The 16,593-nt window shown below is 70.7% G+C and carries 15 protein-coding genes; 9 read left to right on the forward strand and 6 right to left on the reverse strand.

The window, feature by feature from the left end; translation table 11 throughout:
• Window positions 1-6: 6 nt before the first annotated feature.
• Together ACIA8K_RS34400 and ACIA8K_RS34405 are read right to left on the reverse strand one after the other, a co-directional pair.
• Complete coding sequence (locus tag ACIA8K_RS34400; RefSeq protein ID WP_396066980.1) at window positions 7-690, reverse strand: response regulator; 684 nt, start codon at window positions 688-690, stop codon at window positions 7-9.
• Window positions 687-1,871 carry a sensor histidine kinase gene (locus ACIA8K_RS34405; protein WP_396066982.1) on the reverse strand — a complete coding sequence of 395 codons (1,185 nt, stop codon included), beginning with the start codon at window positions 1,869-1,871 and terminating at the stop codon, window positions 687-689. Before ACIA8K_RS34405 ends, ACIA8K_RS34400 begins: the two co-directional genes overlap by 4 nt.
• A gap of 180 nt (window positions 1,872-2,051) precedes the next feature.
• Between ACIA8K_RS34405 and ACIA8K_RS34410 the strand changes: the two genes are divergently transcribed.
• Window positions 2,052-4,265 (forward strand): MMPL family transporter, encoded by a 2,214-nt coding sequence (locus ACIA8K_RS34410; protein ID WP_396066984.1) that lies wholly within the window; start codon window positions 2,052-2,054, stop codon window positions 4,263-4,265.
• Window positions 4,266-4,383: 118 nt separating this feature from the next.
• Here ACIA8K_RS34410 and ACIA8K_RS34415 read toward each other — a convergent pair whose 3' ends face one another.
• Window positions 4,384-5,229, reverse strand: coding sequence for an SDR family NAD(P)-dependent oxidoreductase (locus ACIA8K_RS34415; protein ID WP_396066987.1), 846 nt, complete (start codon window positions 5,227-5,229; stop codon window positions 4,384-4,386).
• Between the two features lie 250 nt (window positions 5,230-5,479).
• Here ACIA8K_RS34415 and ACIA8K_RS34420 point away from each other — a divergent pair, with 250 nt between their 5' ends.
• Together ACIA8K_RS34420 and ACIA8K_RS34425 are read left to right on the forward strand one after the other, a co-directional pair.
• The gene (locus ACIA8K_RS34420) at window positions 5,480-5,824 is read left to right on the forward strand and encodes a PadR family transcriptional regulator (RefSeq protein WP_396066989.1); all 345 of its coding nucleotides are present in this window, start codon (window positions 5,480-5,482) and stop codon (window positions 5,822-5,824) included.
• Complete coding sequence (locus ACIA8K_RS34425; protein ID WP_396066991.1) at window positions 5,821-6,870, forward strand: hypothetical protein; 1,050 nt, start codon at window positions 5,821-5,823, stop codon at window positions 6,868-6,870. Before ACIA8K_RS34420 ends, ACIA8K_RS34425 begins: the two co-directional genes overlap by 4 nt.
• Before the next feature lie 13 nt (window positions 6,871-6,883).
• Here ACIA8K_RS34425 and ACIA8K_RS34430 read toward each other — a convergent pair whose 3' ends face one another.
• Window positions 6,884-8,047, reverse strand: coding sequence for an ROK family protein (locus ACIA8K_RS34430; protein ID WP_396066993.1), 1,164 nt, complete (start codon window positions 8,045-8,047; stop codon window positions 6,884-6,886).
• A gap of 138 nt (window positions 8,048-8,185) precedes the next feature.
• On the opposite strand from ACIA8K_RS34430, the gene ACIA8K_RS34435 reads away from it, so the two are divergent.
• Entirely contained in the window at window positions 8,186-9,394 is a 1,209-nt protein-coding gene (locus tag ACIA8K_RS34435) for an MFS transporter (RefSeq protein WP_396066995.1), read from the forward strand.
• Between the two features lie 95 nt (window positions 9,395-9,489).
• Here ACIA8K_RS34435 and ACIA8K_RS34440 read toward each other — a convergent pair whose 3' ends face one another.
• Together ACIA8K_RS34440 and ACIA8K_RS34445 are read right to left on the reverse strand one after the other, a co-directional pair.
• The gene (locus ACIA8K_RS34440; RefSeq protein WP_396066997.1) at window positions 9,490-10,593 is read right to left on the reverse strand and encodes an amidohydrolase family protein; all 1,104 of its coding nucleotides are present in this window, start codon (window positions 10,591-10,593) and stop codon (window positions 9,490-9,492) included.
• Between the two features lie 232 nt (window positions 10,594-10,825).
• Window positions 10,826-11,566: an SDR family NAD(P)-dependent oxidoreductase gene (locus tag ACIA8K_RS34445; RefSeq protein WP_396066999.1), complete on the reverse strand. Its 741-nt coding sequence runs from the start codon at window positions 11,564-11,566 to the stop codon at window positions 10,826-10,828.
• A gap of 218 nt (window positions 11,567-11,784) precedes the next feature.
• Here ACIA8K_RS34445 and ACIA8K_RS34450 point away from each other — a divergent pair, with 218 nt between their 5' ends.
• From ACIA8K_RS34450 to ACIA8K_RS34470, 5 genes are all read left to right on the forward strand, one after another.
• Window positions 11,785-12,693: a LysR family transcriptional regulator gene (locus ACIA8K_RS34450; protein WP_396067001.1), complete on the forward strand. Its 909-nt coding sequence runs from the start codon at window positions 11,785-11,787 to the stop codon at window positions 12,691-12,693.
• A 345-nt stretch (window positions 12,694-13,038) separates the two neighbouring features.
• Window positions 13,039-13,944, forward strand: a complete 906-nt coding sequence (locus tag ACIA8K_RS34455) for an ATP-binding cassette domain-containing protein (RefSeq protein ID WP_396067004.1) — start codon at window positions 13,039-13,041, stop codon at window positions 13,942-13,944.
• Window positions 13,941-14,648, forward strand: coding sequence for a hypothetical protein (locus ACIA8K_RS34460; RefSeq protein WP_396067007.1), 708 nt, complete (start codon window positions 13,941-13,943; stop codon window positions 14,646-14,648). Before ACIA8K_RS34455 ends, ACIA8K_RS34460 begins: the two co-directional genes overlap by 4 nt.
• 9 nt (window positions 14,649-14,657) lie before the next feature.
• Window positions 14,658-15,839, forward strand: coding sequence for a sensor histidine kinase (locus ACIA8K_RS34465; protein WP_396067011.1), 1,182 nt, complete (start codon window positions 14,658-14,660; stop codon window positions 15,837-15,839).
• Entirely contained in the window at window positions 15,839-16,489 is a 651-nt protein-coding gene (locus ACIA8K_RS34470) for a response regulator (RefSeq protein ID WP_396067014.1), read from the forward strand. The genes ACIA8K_RS34465 and ACIA8K_RS34470 overlap by 1 nt, the downstream gene beginning before the upstream one ends.
• The last annotated feature ends 104 nt before the right edge of the window (window positions 16,490-16,593 follow it).

Raw genomic sequence — 16,593 nt, forward strand, 5'->3', positions numbered from 1 at the left:
CGGCCGTCACCTCCGGTCGGGCAGGGAGTCGCCGGGCTTGACCAGGTGATGCTGGTAGGCGAACACCACGAGTTGGGCCCGGTCGCGCGCGTGCAGTTTGATCATCGTGCGGTTGATGTGCGTCTTCACCGTCAGCGGCGACAGGTACAGCCGCTCGGCGATGTCACAGTTGGACAGGCCGTGCGCGACGAGCAGCAGGATCTCCCTCTCCCGCTCGGTGACGAGTGCGAGCCCCGGCACGTCGGTGACCGGCGGCCGGATGTGGTGGATCAGCCGGCTGACCAGACCGCTCGTGGCCCGCGGGGACAGCAGCGCCTCGCCGTCAGCGACCACCCGGATGGCGTTGACCAGATCGCCCGGCATCACGTTCTTGCCCAGGAATCCGCTCGCCCCGGCCTGCAGGGCGTGGATCACGTTGTCGTCGTCGTCGAACGTGGTGAGGACGAGCACGCGTACGCCGGCGAGGCGCTCGTCGGCGTTGATGCGGCGGGTCGCCTCGATGCCGTCCACGTGCGGCATCCGGAGGTCCATCAGGACGACGTCGACCCGGCCGCTGTGGCACAGCTCGACGGCCTCGGCGCCGTCGGAGGCCTCCCCGACGACCTCCAGGCCGGGGTCGGCGTCGATGATCATCCTGAAGCCGGCGCGGATGAGAGCCTGGTCGTCGGCGAGGAGAACGCGGATGCTCACGCCACCTGCTCCTCGGGCACGGGGGCGTTGAGGCGGTCGGCCGCCCGGTCGGCGGTGGGCAACTCGGCGTGGACCCGGAACCGGCCACCGCCGACCGGCCCGGCCGCGATCGTGCCGCGCGTGGCAGCGGCTCGTTCCCGCATGCCGAGCAGCCCGAATCCGGAACCGGGCGACCGGCTGCCGGCCGCGGCGACACGGTTCGTGATGTCGATGCGCAGCGTGTCCACCGTGTATTCGAGCTCCAGGTCGGCGCCGCCGTCACCGTAGCGGTGCGCGTTGGTCAGCGCCTCCTGCACGATCCGGTACGCGGCCAGGTTCACCACAGCCGGCAACGGCCGGGGCTCGCCGCGCTGCCGGTGCCGTACGGCGAAACCCGTGGCACCCAGCCCGCTCAGCAGCTCATCAAGGCGCTCCACCCCGGGCGCCGGTTCGGTGCTGCGGGCGTCGTCCGGGTCACGCAGCACGCTGACCACCGACTTCATCTCCTCCAGGACGGTGTCCGCGGCGGTGCGGATGTGCCCGAGCACCGGCCACACCTTGTCCGGCTCGTTGCGCAGCACGTGGCCGGCGGCACCGGCGTGCACGCTGATCACCGCGATGTGGTGGGCGACGACGTCGTGCAGTTCCCGCGCGATGCGCAGCCGCTCGTTCATCACCTGACGGCGCGCCTCCTCCTCACGGTTCATCTCCGCCTGCCTGGCCCGCTCGGTCACCTCGGCGACGTACGCCCGGCGCATCCGGCCCGAGTCACCCACCGCCGCGCCACCGAAGACGAGCGCGTACGTCGTGACCTGGTCGGTGGTCCACCAGTCGTCGAGGTACGTGATCGAGCCGGCGATCATGAGCCCACCCCACATGAGCATCGCGTAGAACCAGGGCCGGCGCCGCGGGGCGGACAGCGCGGCGGAGTAGGCGAGCATGCCGGCGACGATGAACATCCCGTCCGGGGGCCGGGCCAGCGCGGTGGCGAGCATGAAGACGGCGGTGCCGGCCAGCAGCGCCGGCACCGGATACCAGCGGCTGGACAGGATCAGCACCGCGCACGCCACCGCGAGCAGCACCATGTGACCGCGCGCCGGTGCCGGGCCCAGGTACAGCAGCAGTGCGGCCCCGATCGCCGCCGGCGTCACATTGCCGAGCAGGCCCCGGTAGCGGTCGAGGTAGGTCTTTGCCGCGTGCATGGTCACGACGGTAGTGCGGCGAGCCGATCACATCGACCTCCTCCCGCGGTACCGGCCGCCACCGCAGTACCGCGTTCGCAGTAGCCGGCCGCTTGCGCTTGCAGGACGACACGCCCCGGTGCCTCCGGCGATGGTGAGACGGCCCCTGAACGGGGGCCACCCGACAGTAGGAGGACGTTCGTGGCGACCCTTTTGTACCGGCTGGGACGGTTCTCGTTCCGGCGCAGGTGGCTGACGCTCGTCGCCTGGGTGATGCTCCTGGGCCTGTTCGGAGTGGGGGCGGCCAACCTGTCCGGGCCGACGAGTGACGAGCTGGCCATCCCCGGCACCGAGTCGTTGCAGGCGTTGGAGGTGGTCACGGACCAGTTCCACGGGGGTACGGACACCGCCTCGGCGCGGGTGGTGTTCACCGCCCCCGGCGAGGCCGGGCTGACCGGCCCGCAACAGCAGGCCGCGGTCCGGGCCGCGATCGGCGCTCTGCGCACGGCGCCCCAGGTCACGGCGGTCGAGGACCCGTATGAGGCGATGACGATCGCGCCGGACGGGAGGACTGCCTACGCGACTGTCGACTACGCGGTGGTGGCGGCCGAGGTGGATGCCACCTCACGCGAGGCGCTGCTCGCCGCCGGTGACCCCGCGCGACAGGCCGGTATCGGCGTCGAGTACTCCGGAGAGGTCACCGAGCTTGACGACGCGGGAAGTGGCACCGAGGGCCTCGGCCTCATCGTGGCCGCCGTCGTCCTGGTGATCACCTTCGGCTCACTCGTCGCCGCGGGCCTGCCGGTGCTGACCGCGCTCATCGGTGTCGGCATCGGCCTGCTCGGCATCCAGATCTCCACAGGCTTCCTCGACCTGACGTCGAACACCGCCGACCTGGCCGTCATGCTCGGCCTGGCGGTCGGCATCGACTACGCGCTGTTCATCCTGTCGCGCTACCGCCACGAACTCACGAACGGCCACAGCGGCGAGGAGGCTGCCGGCCGGGCCGCGGGCGCCGCCGGTTCCGCTGTCGTCTTCGCCGGGCTGACAGTCATCATCGCGCTGGCCGCCCTCGCCGTGGTCGGCATCCCGTTCCTGGCCTCGATGGGCGTCGCCGCGGCGGGCACCGTCGCCGTGGCTGTGGTGATCAGTCTGTCCCTGGTGCCCGCTCTGCTCGGCTTCGCCGGCCGTAGGGTCCTGCCCCGGGCCCAGCGCCGCGGCGTCGACCGGCCCGCCGGGACTCCGATGGGCGAGCGCTGGGCCCGCGGCGTGGTCCGGCATCGCGTACCCGCGCTGGTCCTGTCGTTGGTGGTGGTCGGGATCGTGGCGCTCCCCGGGCTCGGCCTGACGCTTGCGCTGCCCGACGACAGCACCGCGGCCGGCGAGTCCACCCAGCGACGGGCGTACGACCAGCTGGCCGCGGGCTTCGGAGCCGGCATGAACGGCCCTTTGCTCGTGGTGGTCGAGGCCGCCGCCGGCCAGGCCTCCGGAGCGGGCGAACAGGCGCGGAGGATCATCTCCGGTCTGGACGGCGTGCTGCTCGTGACCCCGGCGGAGCCGAACCGGGCCGGGGACGTCGCCACCCTCACGGTCATCCCGCGGAGCGGTCCGCTCAGCGAGGACACCAGGGAACTCGTGCACGACATCCGCGCCAGGCAGGGGAGCTTCACCGCGGCCACCGGCGGCGCCACGCTCGCCGTCACCGGCCGGACCGCTGTCGACATCGACGTGTCGGAGAAGATCAACGACGCGCTGCTGCCCTATCTGGCGGTCGTCGTGGGCCTCGCGTTCCTGCTCCTGCTCGTGGTGTTCCGCAGCATCCTGGTGCCGATCAAGGCAACGCTCGGGTTCCTGCTGTCGGTGGCCGCCTCGTTCGGCGCCCTGGTCTTCATCTTCCAACAGGGCCACCTCGCCGATCTGGTCGGCATCGAGTCGACCGGGCCGATCGTCAGCTTCATCCCGATCTTCCTGATCGGCATCCTGTTCGGGCTGGCCATGGACTACGAGGTCTTCCTGATCATCCGGGCCCGGGAGGAGTTCGTGCGCGGGTCCACCCCGAACGACGCCATCGTGTCCGGCCTGAGGCACGGCGCGCGGGTCGTCACCGCGGCGGCGCTGATCATGATGAGCGTCTTCGCGGGCTTCGTCCTCGCCGACGACATCATCATCAAGTCGCTCGGTTTCGCCCTCGCGTTCGGCGTGGCTGTCGACGCCTTCCTGGTCCGGATGACCATCGTCCCGGCGGTGCTGTCGCTGCTCGGCAGGTCGGCGTGGTGGCTGCCGGCGTGGCTCGGCCGGATCATTCCCGATGTCGACGTCGAGGGGGAGCGGCTGACCCGGCGACTCGCAGGTGAGGAGTCACCGGCCGGGGGCGGCCCGGTGCCGGGGGAGACCGTCGGCGCACAGCGTCAGTAATCCGGGCGACCGGCCCCGGCCGGACGCCTCTCGATCGGCGGCGACGACCACGTGCCGCACGATGCGCACGCCATCCAGGGTCTGCCGGCTTCGGCCGTCAGGCCCTGGCGCCGGTTCCTCACGATGTCCGATCGACGCTGACGGCCTTCTCGGAGGTCGTCCAGAGACGCGACGCGACCTGCGGGTTGAAGATCCGGTGGCGGAGCCGGGTGGGCCGTTCGGCGACGTAGAAACCACCGGTGCTGAGCTCATCGGCGGGAACTGTGGCCAGCCGGACCAGTCGTTCGGCGGCCTGTCGCGGACTGCGCAGGAACGGCGCGTACCGGAAGAAGGACTGAAGATTCGTGCCCTCGTTGATGTTCGTGCGGACGAGGCCGGGATGGAAGCTGACGCTGAGGATGTCCGGCCAGCGCGAGGCCGCCTCCATTGCGAACAGCACGTTCGCCGCCTTGGAGCTCTGGTAGGCGGGAATGCTTCGATACCGCTGCTCCGAGCCGTTCAGGTCGTCGGGGTCCAGCCGCACGCCGGGCCCCGGCAGCACCGAGGTGTTCACGATCCGCCCACCCCGCAGACTCTCCCGGAGCAGGTGGCTGAGCAGGAAGTGGCTCAGATGGTTCACCTGAATCGTGGCCTCGTTGCCGTCCACCGTCCGCCGGTACGCCGGCACGCGCATACCCGCGTTGTTGACCAGGACATCGATCGTCGGATACATCGCCAGGACGCGGCTCGCGAGTGCGTGAACGTCGGCGAGCCGTTCGAAGTCGGCCTGAAAGGACTGTGGTGCGCTGCCGGGTCCGTGTGCCGCCTCCCGGACGCGCGCGACTGCCGCCTCCAGCCGCTGCGGATCGCGCCCGACGAGCACGACGTGGAAGCCCTGCGCGGCAAGCAGTTCGGCGGCGGCCGACCCGATGCCGGAGCTCGCTCCGGTGATGACAGCGGTGGGCTGCCGTCCTGCCTCAGCCATGTGTTGCCTCCGTGGACTTTTCTCGCCCGGCAACTGGTGTGCGTCGCCGGCGATGCGACGGTTCCGCCGACGCGCGTGAGTCTCGATACTGCGGCAACCTGGCGACGGCTGCCACGGATCGTTGATCCCAGACTCAGGGCTTGCCTCCGGGCCGAATTCCGTAGGCCCTGCGGCGCCGCGCGGTCCGGCTCGCGACCGGACACCACGGCGAGGGTTGCCGCATATACAGATGGTCTTTATATTGGCCACCATGAGCCGTGCCATGCACGAACCCACGTTCTGGATTCTGACCGCCATGATCGACGCCCCTCGCCACGGGTACGGATTGATCAAGCAGGTCGTCGAGCTGTCCGGCGGGCAGCGGCGACTGCAGGCCGGCACGCTGTACGCGGCGCTTGACCGCCTGGTCGGTGAGGGCCTGGTCGAGGTGGACCACGAGGAGACCATCGACGGACGCCCGCGCCGCTACTACCGGCTCACCAGGCAGGGCGCCTCGGCGCTCACCGCGGAGACGGCCCGCCTGGAACACACCGCGCGCACCGCCAGACGTCTGCTCGCCGCGCACCCCGCCTTCGGTCAGGTGAGCTTCGGATGACCCCCGCCCCGCCCGCGTCCGCCGCCGTGGTGCGCCGCTATCAGCGCCTCCTGCGCGCCTACCCCGCCGGCCCGCGCCGGGCCGAGCTGCTCGACACGCTGCTGCTCGCCGCCGCGGACGAGGGCCGTACCGGCCCCAGCGCCCGCCAGACCGTCAACCTGCTGCTCACCGGCGCCCGAGCGCGACTCGGCCGCCCCGGCAGCGTGAGCATCGTCGTCCTCGCGGTGCTCGTGTCGCTCGTCGCGGGGCTCTACACCGCGTCCGCCGCGTCGGTGATCGCCTGGCGGGTCGCGGCACCGCCGCTGCCGAACGCCGCGCAACTCGCCCAGATCGGCGAGGTCGTCACCCCCGGCCGTCCCGCCGTCGCCGAGACCGCGCCGGGCCTGTTCCACAGCACCGACGAAGGGGTCCGCTTCGACACCGCCTCCTACTGGACGCCTGACTACGCCGCCACCCGTGACCTTCCCGGGTACGCGGCCGGGCTGCGGAACCGGCTGGAGAGCAACGGCTGGGAGATCAGGGAACACGAGATCGTCGCCGCGGGTGTGACCTCGTCGGGCATCACCTTCGGCGCCCGGATGACGCTGTCCGCCGCGCGAGGCGACTGGCTGCTGTCCATTGAGACCGACGGCGGCTCGGGCGAGGCCACCCCCGCACCGGCTGACGCGGTAGGCGTCCAGGTCGAACGCCTGAGCCCTTGGCCGGTACGGGTCGCGACGCTTGCCGGGCTCGTACCCGGCCTGCTGCTCGGCTGGTTGTTCACCGGCTGGGTGAGCCGCCGTACCGAGCGACACCACCTCGCGTCCACCATCACCGTGCTGCTGACAGGGCTGTCGCTTACCTTCCTCAGCATCCAGCTCGGCGTGGCGGCGACGAAGCTGGCCGCCGAGGTGTGGAACGGCTCCACCGACGCCGAACCGTTCTGGCACTTCCTCGTCTACGACTACGAGGCCGGGTTCATCACCGTCTTCGCCACCGTCCTGGCCGTCGCCGTGCTTCCCGTCGCGATTCTGGCCCCGCTACGCGGAACCCGCGCGCCGCACTGACCCTCGGGACAGCTTACGGATGGCCCTGCGCCGCGAGCCGCGTCCGCAGCCAGTCGGGGTTCAGGATGGTGTCGAAGGCGATCTCGGCCGCGCCACGGAGCGGGCCGGTCTCGCCGACCGCTCCGGCCAGGATCCGGGGCGGGGCGGCGCGCCGGAACGCCATCAGCCCTTCGGCGCAGGTCCGTTCGATCAGTCCGCGCCGCAGCCGGATCAGGTCCGCACCGAGTCCGGAGAGGGTGATCACCTCGGGATCGAGGGCGTTCGCAAGCGCGCCGAGCCCGCGCCCCAGGGCGGCGGCGTTGTCGTCGACCGCCTGGTTCGCCAGGCCGTCGCCCGCCTCGGCGCGGGCCAGGATCTCGCGGCCCGACTCCCGTCCGTGGCCGTAGCCGGGTTCCTGCGCGAAGTGACGAAGCAGCGCGTTGGTACCGACGTCCAGGCTCCAGCATCCGCGGACGCCACACATGCACTGAATATCGGAGCCGGTGAGGGGCATGTGCCCGAACTCGCCCGCGATGTTGCCGGCGCCGCGCTGGGCGTCCCCGCTCAGCAGCAGCGTCCCGCCGATGTCGAAGTCGATGTGGAAGTGCAGCGCGGTGCCGATCCCGCGCAGGGCCCCGCGCCGGGCCTCGGCGAGCCCGGCCAGCCTGGCGTCGTTGTCCACCACCGTGGGCCACTCGTCACCGAGGTGCTCGTCGAGATCGACGTCGTCCCATCCCAGGTGGGAGATGTGTGAGCGGCGGCCGTCGCGGACCGGGCCCGCGATGGCGATGCCGAGCGCGGCGAGACGGTCGTCGGCGTGCCGCCGGGTGGCCGTACGGACCTCGGTGAACACGGTCGGTGTGCGGTCGTGCTCGCCGGCCTCCAGCACGGTGAGCCGGCCGCCCACCTCGATCCGCGCCAGGGTCCAGGTGTCCTCCCGGATGTCGGCGGCGAAGACGACAGGGCTGTCGGGGTGCGGAAGCAACGAGGTGGTGGGCCGGCCCCGGCCGAACGGGGTGGCCGGAACTTCGCGCAGCAGGCCGGCCGCCTCCAGTTCACCGGCGAGCGCGGCGGCGGTGTTGCGGCCGATGCCGATCAGCCGGGCGACGCCGGCCCGGGTGAGCGGCTCGTCGGCGTCGTGCACGGCGCGCAGCAACCGCGCCAGGTTGTGGATGCGAAGGTCAGCGCTGGTCTTCATGTGCTGCACGGCAGCGATTATGCCCGGCGCCGTACCGTCGCCGCATTTTTTGTCTCCGCCCCGAGCAAAAAGTTTGACCTTCGATCTTCCCGGCATTATGTTCTCGGCAAGGACATAATCATCGAACCAGGGAACGACATGCTCCTCGACCCGCCCGCCCTCCGCCGCGCCCGCGTCGGCGTCTTCGGCACCTTCGCCACCTCCGGCTTCGTCATGGGCGCGTGGGCCGCCGCCCTGCCCTCCGTCGACCGCCGGCTCGATCTCGGCGAGGCGCGTCTCGGCACGCTGCTGCTGCTGATCCAGCTCGTCGGGCTGGTCGCCATGATGGTCGCCGGACGGATCGCCGACCGGATCACCAGCCGCGGCCTGCTGCGCTGGACCGGGCCCGCCACCCAGCTGGTCCTGATCGCCCCCGCCCTCGCGCCGAGCTACGAACTTCTGCTGCTCTGCGGGGCGCTCTACGGCATCGGCATCGGCTTCGTCGAGGTCGGCCTCAACGCGCACTCCGTCGAACTCGAGCGGTACTACAGGCGGCCGATCCTCTCGTCGTTCCACGGCTTCTGGAGTCTCGGCGGCGCCGCTGCGGGGGCTCTCACCTCCTTCGGCCTCACCCTCGGGCTGGGAAGCCAGTCCATGCTGGTGATCGCCGCGATCGCCAGCGCCGCGGTCTTCGCCGGCTTCACCCTCCCGCTCCTGCCGCCACCCGGCCACCCGACCGCCGACGGCACCGCCGCACCGGGGCGCCCGGTGCGGATCGGCACCATCGTCCTCGGCGCGATGTTCGTTCTCGGCCTCGGCGGCCACCTCATCGAGTCGGGCGCGATCGACTGGGCCAATCTGCACGCCGCGCGCGTCCTGGAAGCCGACGAGGTGCTTGCGCCGCTGTCGTACACGGTCTTCGCCATCGCGATGACGATCTTCCGCCTCGTGGGTGACCCGATCCGCGCCAGACTCGGCCCCGGGTACACCCTCCTGGGCGCGGGCACCCTGGCCGCCGCCGGTTACGCCCTCGTCCTTCTCTCGGCGGCGACAGGCGGAATTCCCCTCGCCTGGGCCGGCTGGATCCTGGCCGGCTCCGGCATCGCGGTGATCGTCCCGGTGCTCTTCAGCGCCATCGGCGAGGCGGGCGGCCCGCCCTCGACAGTCGCCCTGATCTCAATCTCCGGCTCCACCGGCCTGCTGCTCGGACCGGCCGCGATCGGCTACACCGCAGAGGCGACGAACCTGACCGTCGGCCTCCTGATACCCGCCGTCCTGGCGATCTTCATCGCCGTGGCCGGCCCGATCATCATGCGTCAGCTGTTCAGGAGCGCCACTTCCGGCACCCCGCTCACCACCGCGAGGTAACGAGTCCTACCCGGTGGACAGCGTGGTGCCTTAGCGCTGCGCAGGATGCCGTGCCGTCGGGGTGGAACCACCCCGACGGCATGCGAAGTCGTCGATCAGCGGACGCGGACTCCCGACCGGAACACCGCGCTGACATCGCGCAGGCGGGACGGATCGGTGAGTGGATCACCGCCGACCACGAGCAGGTCGGCGTCCGCGCCCTCCACGACCCGGCCCTTGCTGCGGCCCAGTCCCAGCGCATCGGCGGCATTGCTCGTCACCGCGACAAGCGCCTGCTCCGGGGTGAGACCGATCCGGTTCAGGTCGTCGGTGACCGCGTACGGGAGCACGTCATGCGGTTTGACGGGACTGATGCCGCCATCGGTACCGACAACGATGCGTGCCCCTCGCCCGGCCAGTTCGCCGAACACGGCGTACATGTCGTCCAGTACCGCGAACATCCCGGTCGGCTCTTCCGGCCTGCTGGAGAAGCCGAACGTTCCACTTACCGTGAGCGGGGCGTCGGCTATCGCGTCCAGCAGGCCGGCGTCGGAGACGACCTTGCCGTCCTGCTGGAAGGAGCAGTGTTCGATGAAGTCGGCCCCGGCCGTGATCGCGTCCCTGATGGGTTGCAGGCCGTGCGCATGGGCTGCGACGGGCAGACCCAGGCGGTGCGCGGTGTCCACGGCGACGGTCAGGTCGGCGACGGAGTACTGACTGCGCTCCGGGGAGGATCCCGGCGTCATGTGGCCGCCGCCCACCATGATTTTCACGACGTCGCAGCCCCGTTCGTACCGTTCCCGTACCGCCCCCGGCAGGCCGGCGCCGATCGTCTCGCCGCCGAGGAAGTGGCAGTGCCCACCCGGTGTGGTCAGCGGCGGGCCGGAGGCCAGCAGATGCGGCCCTCGCTCCGGCCGGTCCGCGAACTCCGCCCGCAACTCCAGCGTCAGGTAGTCGCGGTCGCCGAGGTCACGCACGGTGGTGATCCCGGCCTGCAGGATGCCGGCGGCCGTGGCCCGCATCCGGTCCAGCAGCGCCGAGCGGTCGTAGTTCCCGGTCACGGCGGCCGTCGCGGTGGTGCTCGCGTCGAAGACCAGGTGGGTGTGGGCGTCGATCAGGCCGGGCATCAGGAAGGACTCGGTGCCGAGATCGAGCACCGGTACGTCGCTCGGCGGAGTGAAGCGTCCGGTCTCCACCCCGGCGATGCGTCCCTCCCGCATCAGGACCGTGCTGGGGCCGTGCCGACGCGTCCCGTCGAACACGGCTCCTACCCGGACCGCACTCGTGCGCGTGTCCAGCAAGGCAGCCTCCATCAGTTCTGGATCAGTTGTGGCCGGTGGCCGGCGTCTCGTCGCCAGGCACCGCGAAAGAGTCCTGGACAGGCTGCTGGTCTCCCTCGCCGCGAGCGGTTGCGGCGCTGGTCACCGCCGAGCGAGTCCGATGTGGATGGTGCTACAGGATGGTGCGCCCGCCGTCGACGGCAAGCGTCGCCCCGGTGATGTAGCTGGCCCTGGGCGAGGCCAGGAAGACCACCGCCTCCGCGATCTCGTGGGGCTGAGCGGCGCGGCCGAGGACGCTGTTCTTCACTCCGACGGCTTCGACGGCCTCCCGTCCGGCGATGTTCACGACGCCGTCCGAGATGAAGGTTCCGGGCGCGACGGTGTTGAAGCGGACACCCGATGTCGCGAACTCCTTCGCCCAGGTGCGGGTGAACGACTCGATCGCGGCCTTGGTGCCGCTGTAGACGCCCGCGCCGATCTCGGCCTGCCGGACCGCGTGGGTGGAGATGCTCACGACGCTGCCGCCGCCGCGCTCGATCATCGCCGGCAGCAGCGCCTTGGTCAGGAAGTACGGCGCCCGCACGTTCACCTCGAACAGCAGATCGAAGGTGTCGGTCCCCTGCTCGCTTGTGTGCGCGAAGGGAAAGATGCCGGCGTTGTTGACAAGCACGTCAATAGGACCCGCGGCCTCGGCCAGATCCTGGACCGAGGCGAAATCGGCGAGGTCGGCCCGGATGAAGCGAGCGGTGCCGCCGGCCGCCTCGATCTCGCGCACGACCGTGTCACCGCGTTCGCTGTCACGCCCGGAGACGATCACCGATGCGCCGCGTTCGGCGAGCAGTCTCGCCGTGGCGCGTCCGGCGCCGTTGGTGGTGGAGCCGGTGACCAGAGCGGTGAGGTTCTCGAAATCCATCTGATGCTTCCCTGCGGTGTGAGTGGCTGACTGTTCATTTCGCTGGGCAGCGGATCGTCCGCAGGCGGCTGATCCCGGACGTTTGTCCAGGTGAGCCAGCCCGTGACGAAGAGCCCCTCAACGTCGGATCACGCTATGAGGGGACGGGCATAGAATCAAATAATCGAATACTATGATTGGCATAAGTAGTCTCTATGTCGGTGCGGAGCTGAGAGCACATGAATCTGCGGCAGTACGAGTACGCCCTGACCGTCGCCGAAGAGGGCTCCCTGACGGCGGCGGCGGACCGCCTGCGCGTGTCGCAACCGTCCCTGTCCCAGCAGATCGGCGCGCTCGAGAAGCACCTGGGCGTTCGGCTGTTCACCCGCACGCCAACCGGAATGGCGGCGACGGTCGCGGGGCGGGCCTTCCTCGCGGAGGCGAGGATCGCGACGACCGCATCCCGCCGGGCACTCGCGGCAGCGCGCGCCGCCAACGGAGACCTGGTCGGCGAACTCATCATCGCGGTGCACATGGGCTTGGGCGCGCGCCAGCTGCCTCAGGCGCTGGGGCGGCTGCGTCAGCGCTACCCGAAGCTCCGGGTGACCCTCCACGAGGAGCCCGACCCCACGGAGATGGAGCGACTGGCCCGGGAGGGCACCCTGGACGCGGTTCTCGTGCACCGGATCCCGGCCGGGTGCACCTTCGACACCCATGTCCTGGGAGAGGAGTCCTACGTCGCCGTACTGCCGGACGGGCACCCGCTGCTTGCCGACGGGACGGCCCTGCACCTCGGCGACCTGGTGACAGAGGGATGGGTGCGATTCCGCCGTACCAGCAAGCTCGACGAATATCTCGCCCTGCTGCTCGACGACACGGGGGCCAGCCCGCACACCGTGGCCAGCGTCTCGCAGATCACCACGGCGGTGCGGCTCGCGGCGCAAGGCCTCGGCGTCACAGTGGTGCCGGCCTCGGCCGTCCCCGAAGGCTTCGAAAGGCTGGCCCGTCCGCTATTGCCGCCGCTCACCGAGCCTGTCCTCCTCGGGCTGCGGCGCGACCCGGGGCCGGCGGAGCAGGTGCTGCTCGACCACCTCCGCGAGGAGGATTGGCGCGGTCTGGGCCTTGTCGCCCCACCCGCCTCCGCCTGACCTCCGCCGATGAGGCCTCCCATCCCGGCGGCTTCTACGCCACGCACACCGAAGCGCGCGAGTTCGTAGATTCCTGAATGGGTCGGGGCGGGAACCCGCACCGGCTCAACGGTTGGTGCCGACACTGCCGTGCGGGTTCCGCGGCTGGCGGGGCTTGCCCGCTGGTTGTTCGTGAAGTCACGGCGCTGGGTCTCGTCGCGCACCATCTGAGATTCGACAGTGTCTATGCCTGACTCCGCCGGGCATCCTTCGGTCTGCGGTCGGCCTGGGGTATGCCGAACGACATAGGTGGCCGCTGACCGACGGGAGATGTGCGCGACCGGGCTCTTCGCGAGGCTGAATTCCATGATCGAGCTTTACGAACTGACCAAACGTTATGGGGACCGGACGGCGGTGGACCAGGTCACGGTGACCGTGCCATCGGGAAAGGTCACTGCGCTTCTGGGGCCGAACGGCGCCGGGAAGTCCACCGCTATGCGCATGGTGCTCGGCCTTGACCGGCCGACCTCAGGAACCGCGCTGATCGACGGCCGGCGGTACGCCGAGTTGCGCAACCCGCTGCGGCTGGTCGGCGCCCACCTGGACGCCCGTGCCTTCCACCCGCGGCGTACCGGGCGCGCCGGTCTGCGCGCGCTGGCCCGCTACAACGGTTTCCCGCGAGCCCGGGTCGAGGCCGTGATCGACGCGGTGGGGATCGGCACGGTCGCCGGCAAACGTGCCGGGACCTACTCGCTCGGGATGGCGCAGCGACTCGGGATAGCCGGCGCGATGCTCGGCGACCCGGGCACGATCATCCTCGACGAGCCGGTGAACGGCCTCGACGCCGACGGCGTGCGGTGGGTGCGGGGGCTGGTGCGGCGGTGGGCCGGTGACGGACGCACGGTCCTGGTCTCCAGCCATTTGATGAGCGAGGTGGCGCTGATCGCCGACCGTGTCGTGGTGCTCGGCCGGGGTCGGTTGCTCGCGGATGCGACGGTCGCCGACTTCACCGCCGGGCAGCACGCCGCCGTCGAGGTGGCAGCGGCAGACGACAATTCCTTTCGGCTGCTGGCGGCGGCGCTGGGCGAACACGGGGAGCAGATCGGTGCTGACCGCTTACGGGTCCACGGCCTAGCCGCGGCGGCGGTCGGCTGCCGCGCTCAGAAGGCCGGTGCGGTGCTGCGCGAGCTGCGCACCGACGCGCCGAGCCTGGAGGACGCGTATGTGCGCCTGGTCGAAGACGAGGCCGAGTACGTGGCGGTGGCGGCGTGAAGAACGCAATCACCGCCGAGTGGGGCAAGATCTGGTCGCTCCGTTCACCCTGGTTCTGCGTGATCGCGGCGGTGTTACTCACCGTCGGCATGGCCGCAACGCTGGCCAACGATTTCCTGTATAACATCGCGCAGGGACGCCTGCCGGAGTCCGAGACACTGGCTGTGCTGGACCCGCTGACGCAGGCGATGCAGGTCAGCCAGCTCGCCCTCGTTGCGCTGGCGATGCTGGTGGTCACCTCCGAGTACGGCACCGGAGTGATCCGGTCCACCTTCCTGGCCCGTCCGCGGCGACGTGATGTGTTGCTGGCCAAGACTGCGGTCGCCGCCGTGATGGGTTTCGCGGCCGGTCTCGCATCTGCGGCGGCCGGCTGGGCGGCGGCCGCGCTGCTGTTGGGTGATCACGCGGGGACCGGTGAACCCGTCGCGGCGTGCCTGCGGCTGGCCGTGATGGCGATGCTGGCCTGCATGTTCACCGTCGCGGCCGGGTTCCTGCTGCGCAGCGCCGCCGGCACCCTGACGGCGATGTTCGTGTTGCTCGTCGGCCTGCAACTGGTCGACCCCCGGATCGGCCAGTACCTGCCGGCCGGAGCGGCCGTCGCGTTCGCGGCCGGTGACGGCGTACGCAATCTCTGGGTTTTGGTGGTCTGGACCGCCGCCGCCCATCTGGCGGCCGGGCTGCTGCTGGTCCGCCGGGATGCCTAGGCTGTCGGAATGCACGGGTGGGGCCAGTGGTATGTGCTCGCGGCGGCAGCCGTGGTCGTCGGCTGCTTGCTATCCGGGGCGCGTAATCGCGTCTGGGCGGTCATCGCGCTGCTCAGCGCGGTGGAGGTGGCCGCCGCGGTCGCCGTCGCACGTAACCAGGACACCGTGTCCTGGCTGGTCGACCAGGCCGTCGTGGTGCTCGCCGTGTTCGCGGCGTTGACCGGCGCCTATCGCCGGTTGCGTCACGAGTTCGTCGAGCAGGGCTGGGCGCATGCCCGCGACGCGCGGCTGCACGAGCGCACCCGGATCGCCGCCGACCTGCACGACACGCTCGGGCATGACCTGGCGCTGCTCTCGCTGCAGGCAGCGGGAATCCAGGTGGCGGCGCGGGATCCGGAGACCCGGGAGCTGGCCGCGGCGGTCCGCGCGGGCTCGGCGGCGGCGATCGAGACCGTACGCCGAATTGTGGATCTGCTGGACGTCGACGCGGACGCCGACGTCGCGACGGTGCTCGACCGGGCCCGGAAGGCAGGGATGACGCTCGAGATCAGGGGCACCGTGCCCCGGGAGCCGTTCGTGGCCCGGCTCGTCACCGAGGCGCTGTCCAATGCCGTCCGGCACGCGCCCGGAACTCTGGTGACCGTCACCTTCGCCGGCCGGCGGGTGAGGATTGCCAATCCGGTGCCGGAACAGGCCGTCGCGGGCCGGCCGGGCGCCGGGCTGGCGATGCTGTCGGCGCGTCTCGAACAGGCCGGCGGTTCGCTGACGGCCGGCTCCACCGACGGCATGTTCCAGTTGGTGGCAGACGTGCCAGCCGGCATGGACGAGGACACTGGCCGGCTCGGCGCCGACTACCGGTCCAGTCGGCGCCGGGTTCGGCGGATGCTGGCCGGCACGGTCGTGATCCCGTTCGCTGTGCTGCTCGTGGTCGCGACCGGCTTCTACACCTGGGCGGTCCGTGACGCGTCGATGGAGGACCGGGTGTTCGCCGGGCTGCAGGTCGGAATGCCGGAGACGGCGGCGGTCCGGGTGCTACCCGGTCGGGAGGCACCGGTCCGGTGGGGTGGCCCGAGCAAGCCGGGATGCCGCTACTTCACGGATGGGAACTATCCGCTGGCATACGGGAACTATGTGGTCTGCTTCTCGGGGAACCGGGTGTCCCGGTTGGAAGATCTCACCGGGCGGAATTGATGATCAGAATTTTGCTTGCCGACGATCAGCCGCTGGTGCGCGCAGGGCTGAACACCGTGCTGGCCTCCGACCCTGAACTGCAAGTGGTAGCCGAGGCGGCAGACGGCCGAGCCGTGCTGGCAGCGGTCGAACGGTCGCGACCCGATGTGGCGCTGCTCGACATCCGGATGCCGGGCATGGACGGCCTGACCGCGGCCGAGTCGCTGCGCGCCAGCCACCCCGCCCTCCGCGTCATGATCATCACGACGTTCGACGAGGACCGGTACATCGCTCGCGCGCTCGACGCCGGTGTCCACGGATTCCTGCTCAAGTCCAGTGACCCGTACGAGCTGATCGGCGGGATCAAAGCCGCGATGAACGGAGGTACGGTGCTCGCTTCCGCGGTCGCCCACCGGATTGTCCACGTGCTGCACGGGGGTGAACTGCGGAAGCGGCTGGCCGCCCGCAGCGGCATACAGGCCCTCACCCCCCGGGAGCGAGATGTGCTCGCACTGGTCGGAGCAGGCCTGTCCAACGCCGAAATCGGCCGCCGTCTGCACCTGGCCGAGGGAACCGTGAAAATCCACGTGAGTGCCCTGCTCGGCAAACTCGGCCTCACCAGTCGGGTACAAGCGACCATCTACGCCTACCAGGCAGGCCTCGCCGAGTAAGGGCGGTTGTCGGCCGCGGCTGACCAGCAGGTGCGGGTTGGCGGACTTCGGCCACCGCTCGCGCCGGTGCCGCAGCCAGGCCGCGCCCGCCTGGCTCGCGAAAC

Origin of the sequence: Catenuloplanes sp. NPDC051500 (assembly GCF_044454585.1) — a bacterium.
Taxonomy (GTDB): domain Bacteria; phylum Actinomycetota; class Actinomycetes; order Mycobacteriales; family Micromonosporaceae; genus Catenuloplanes.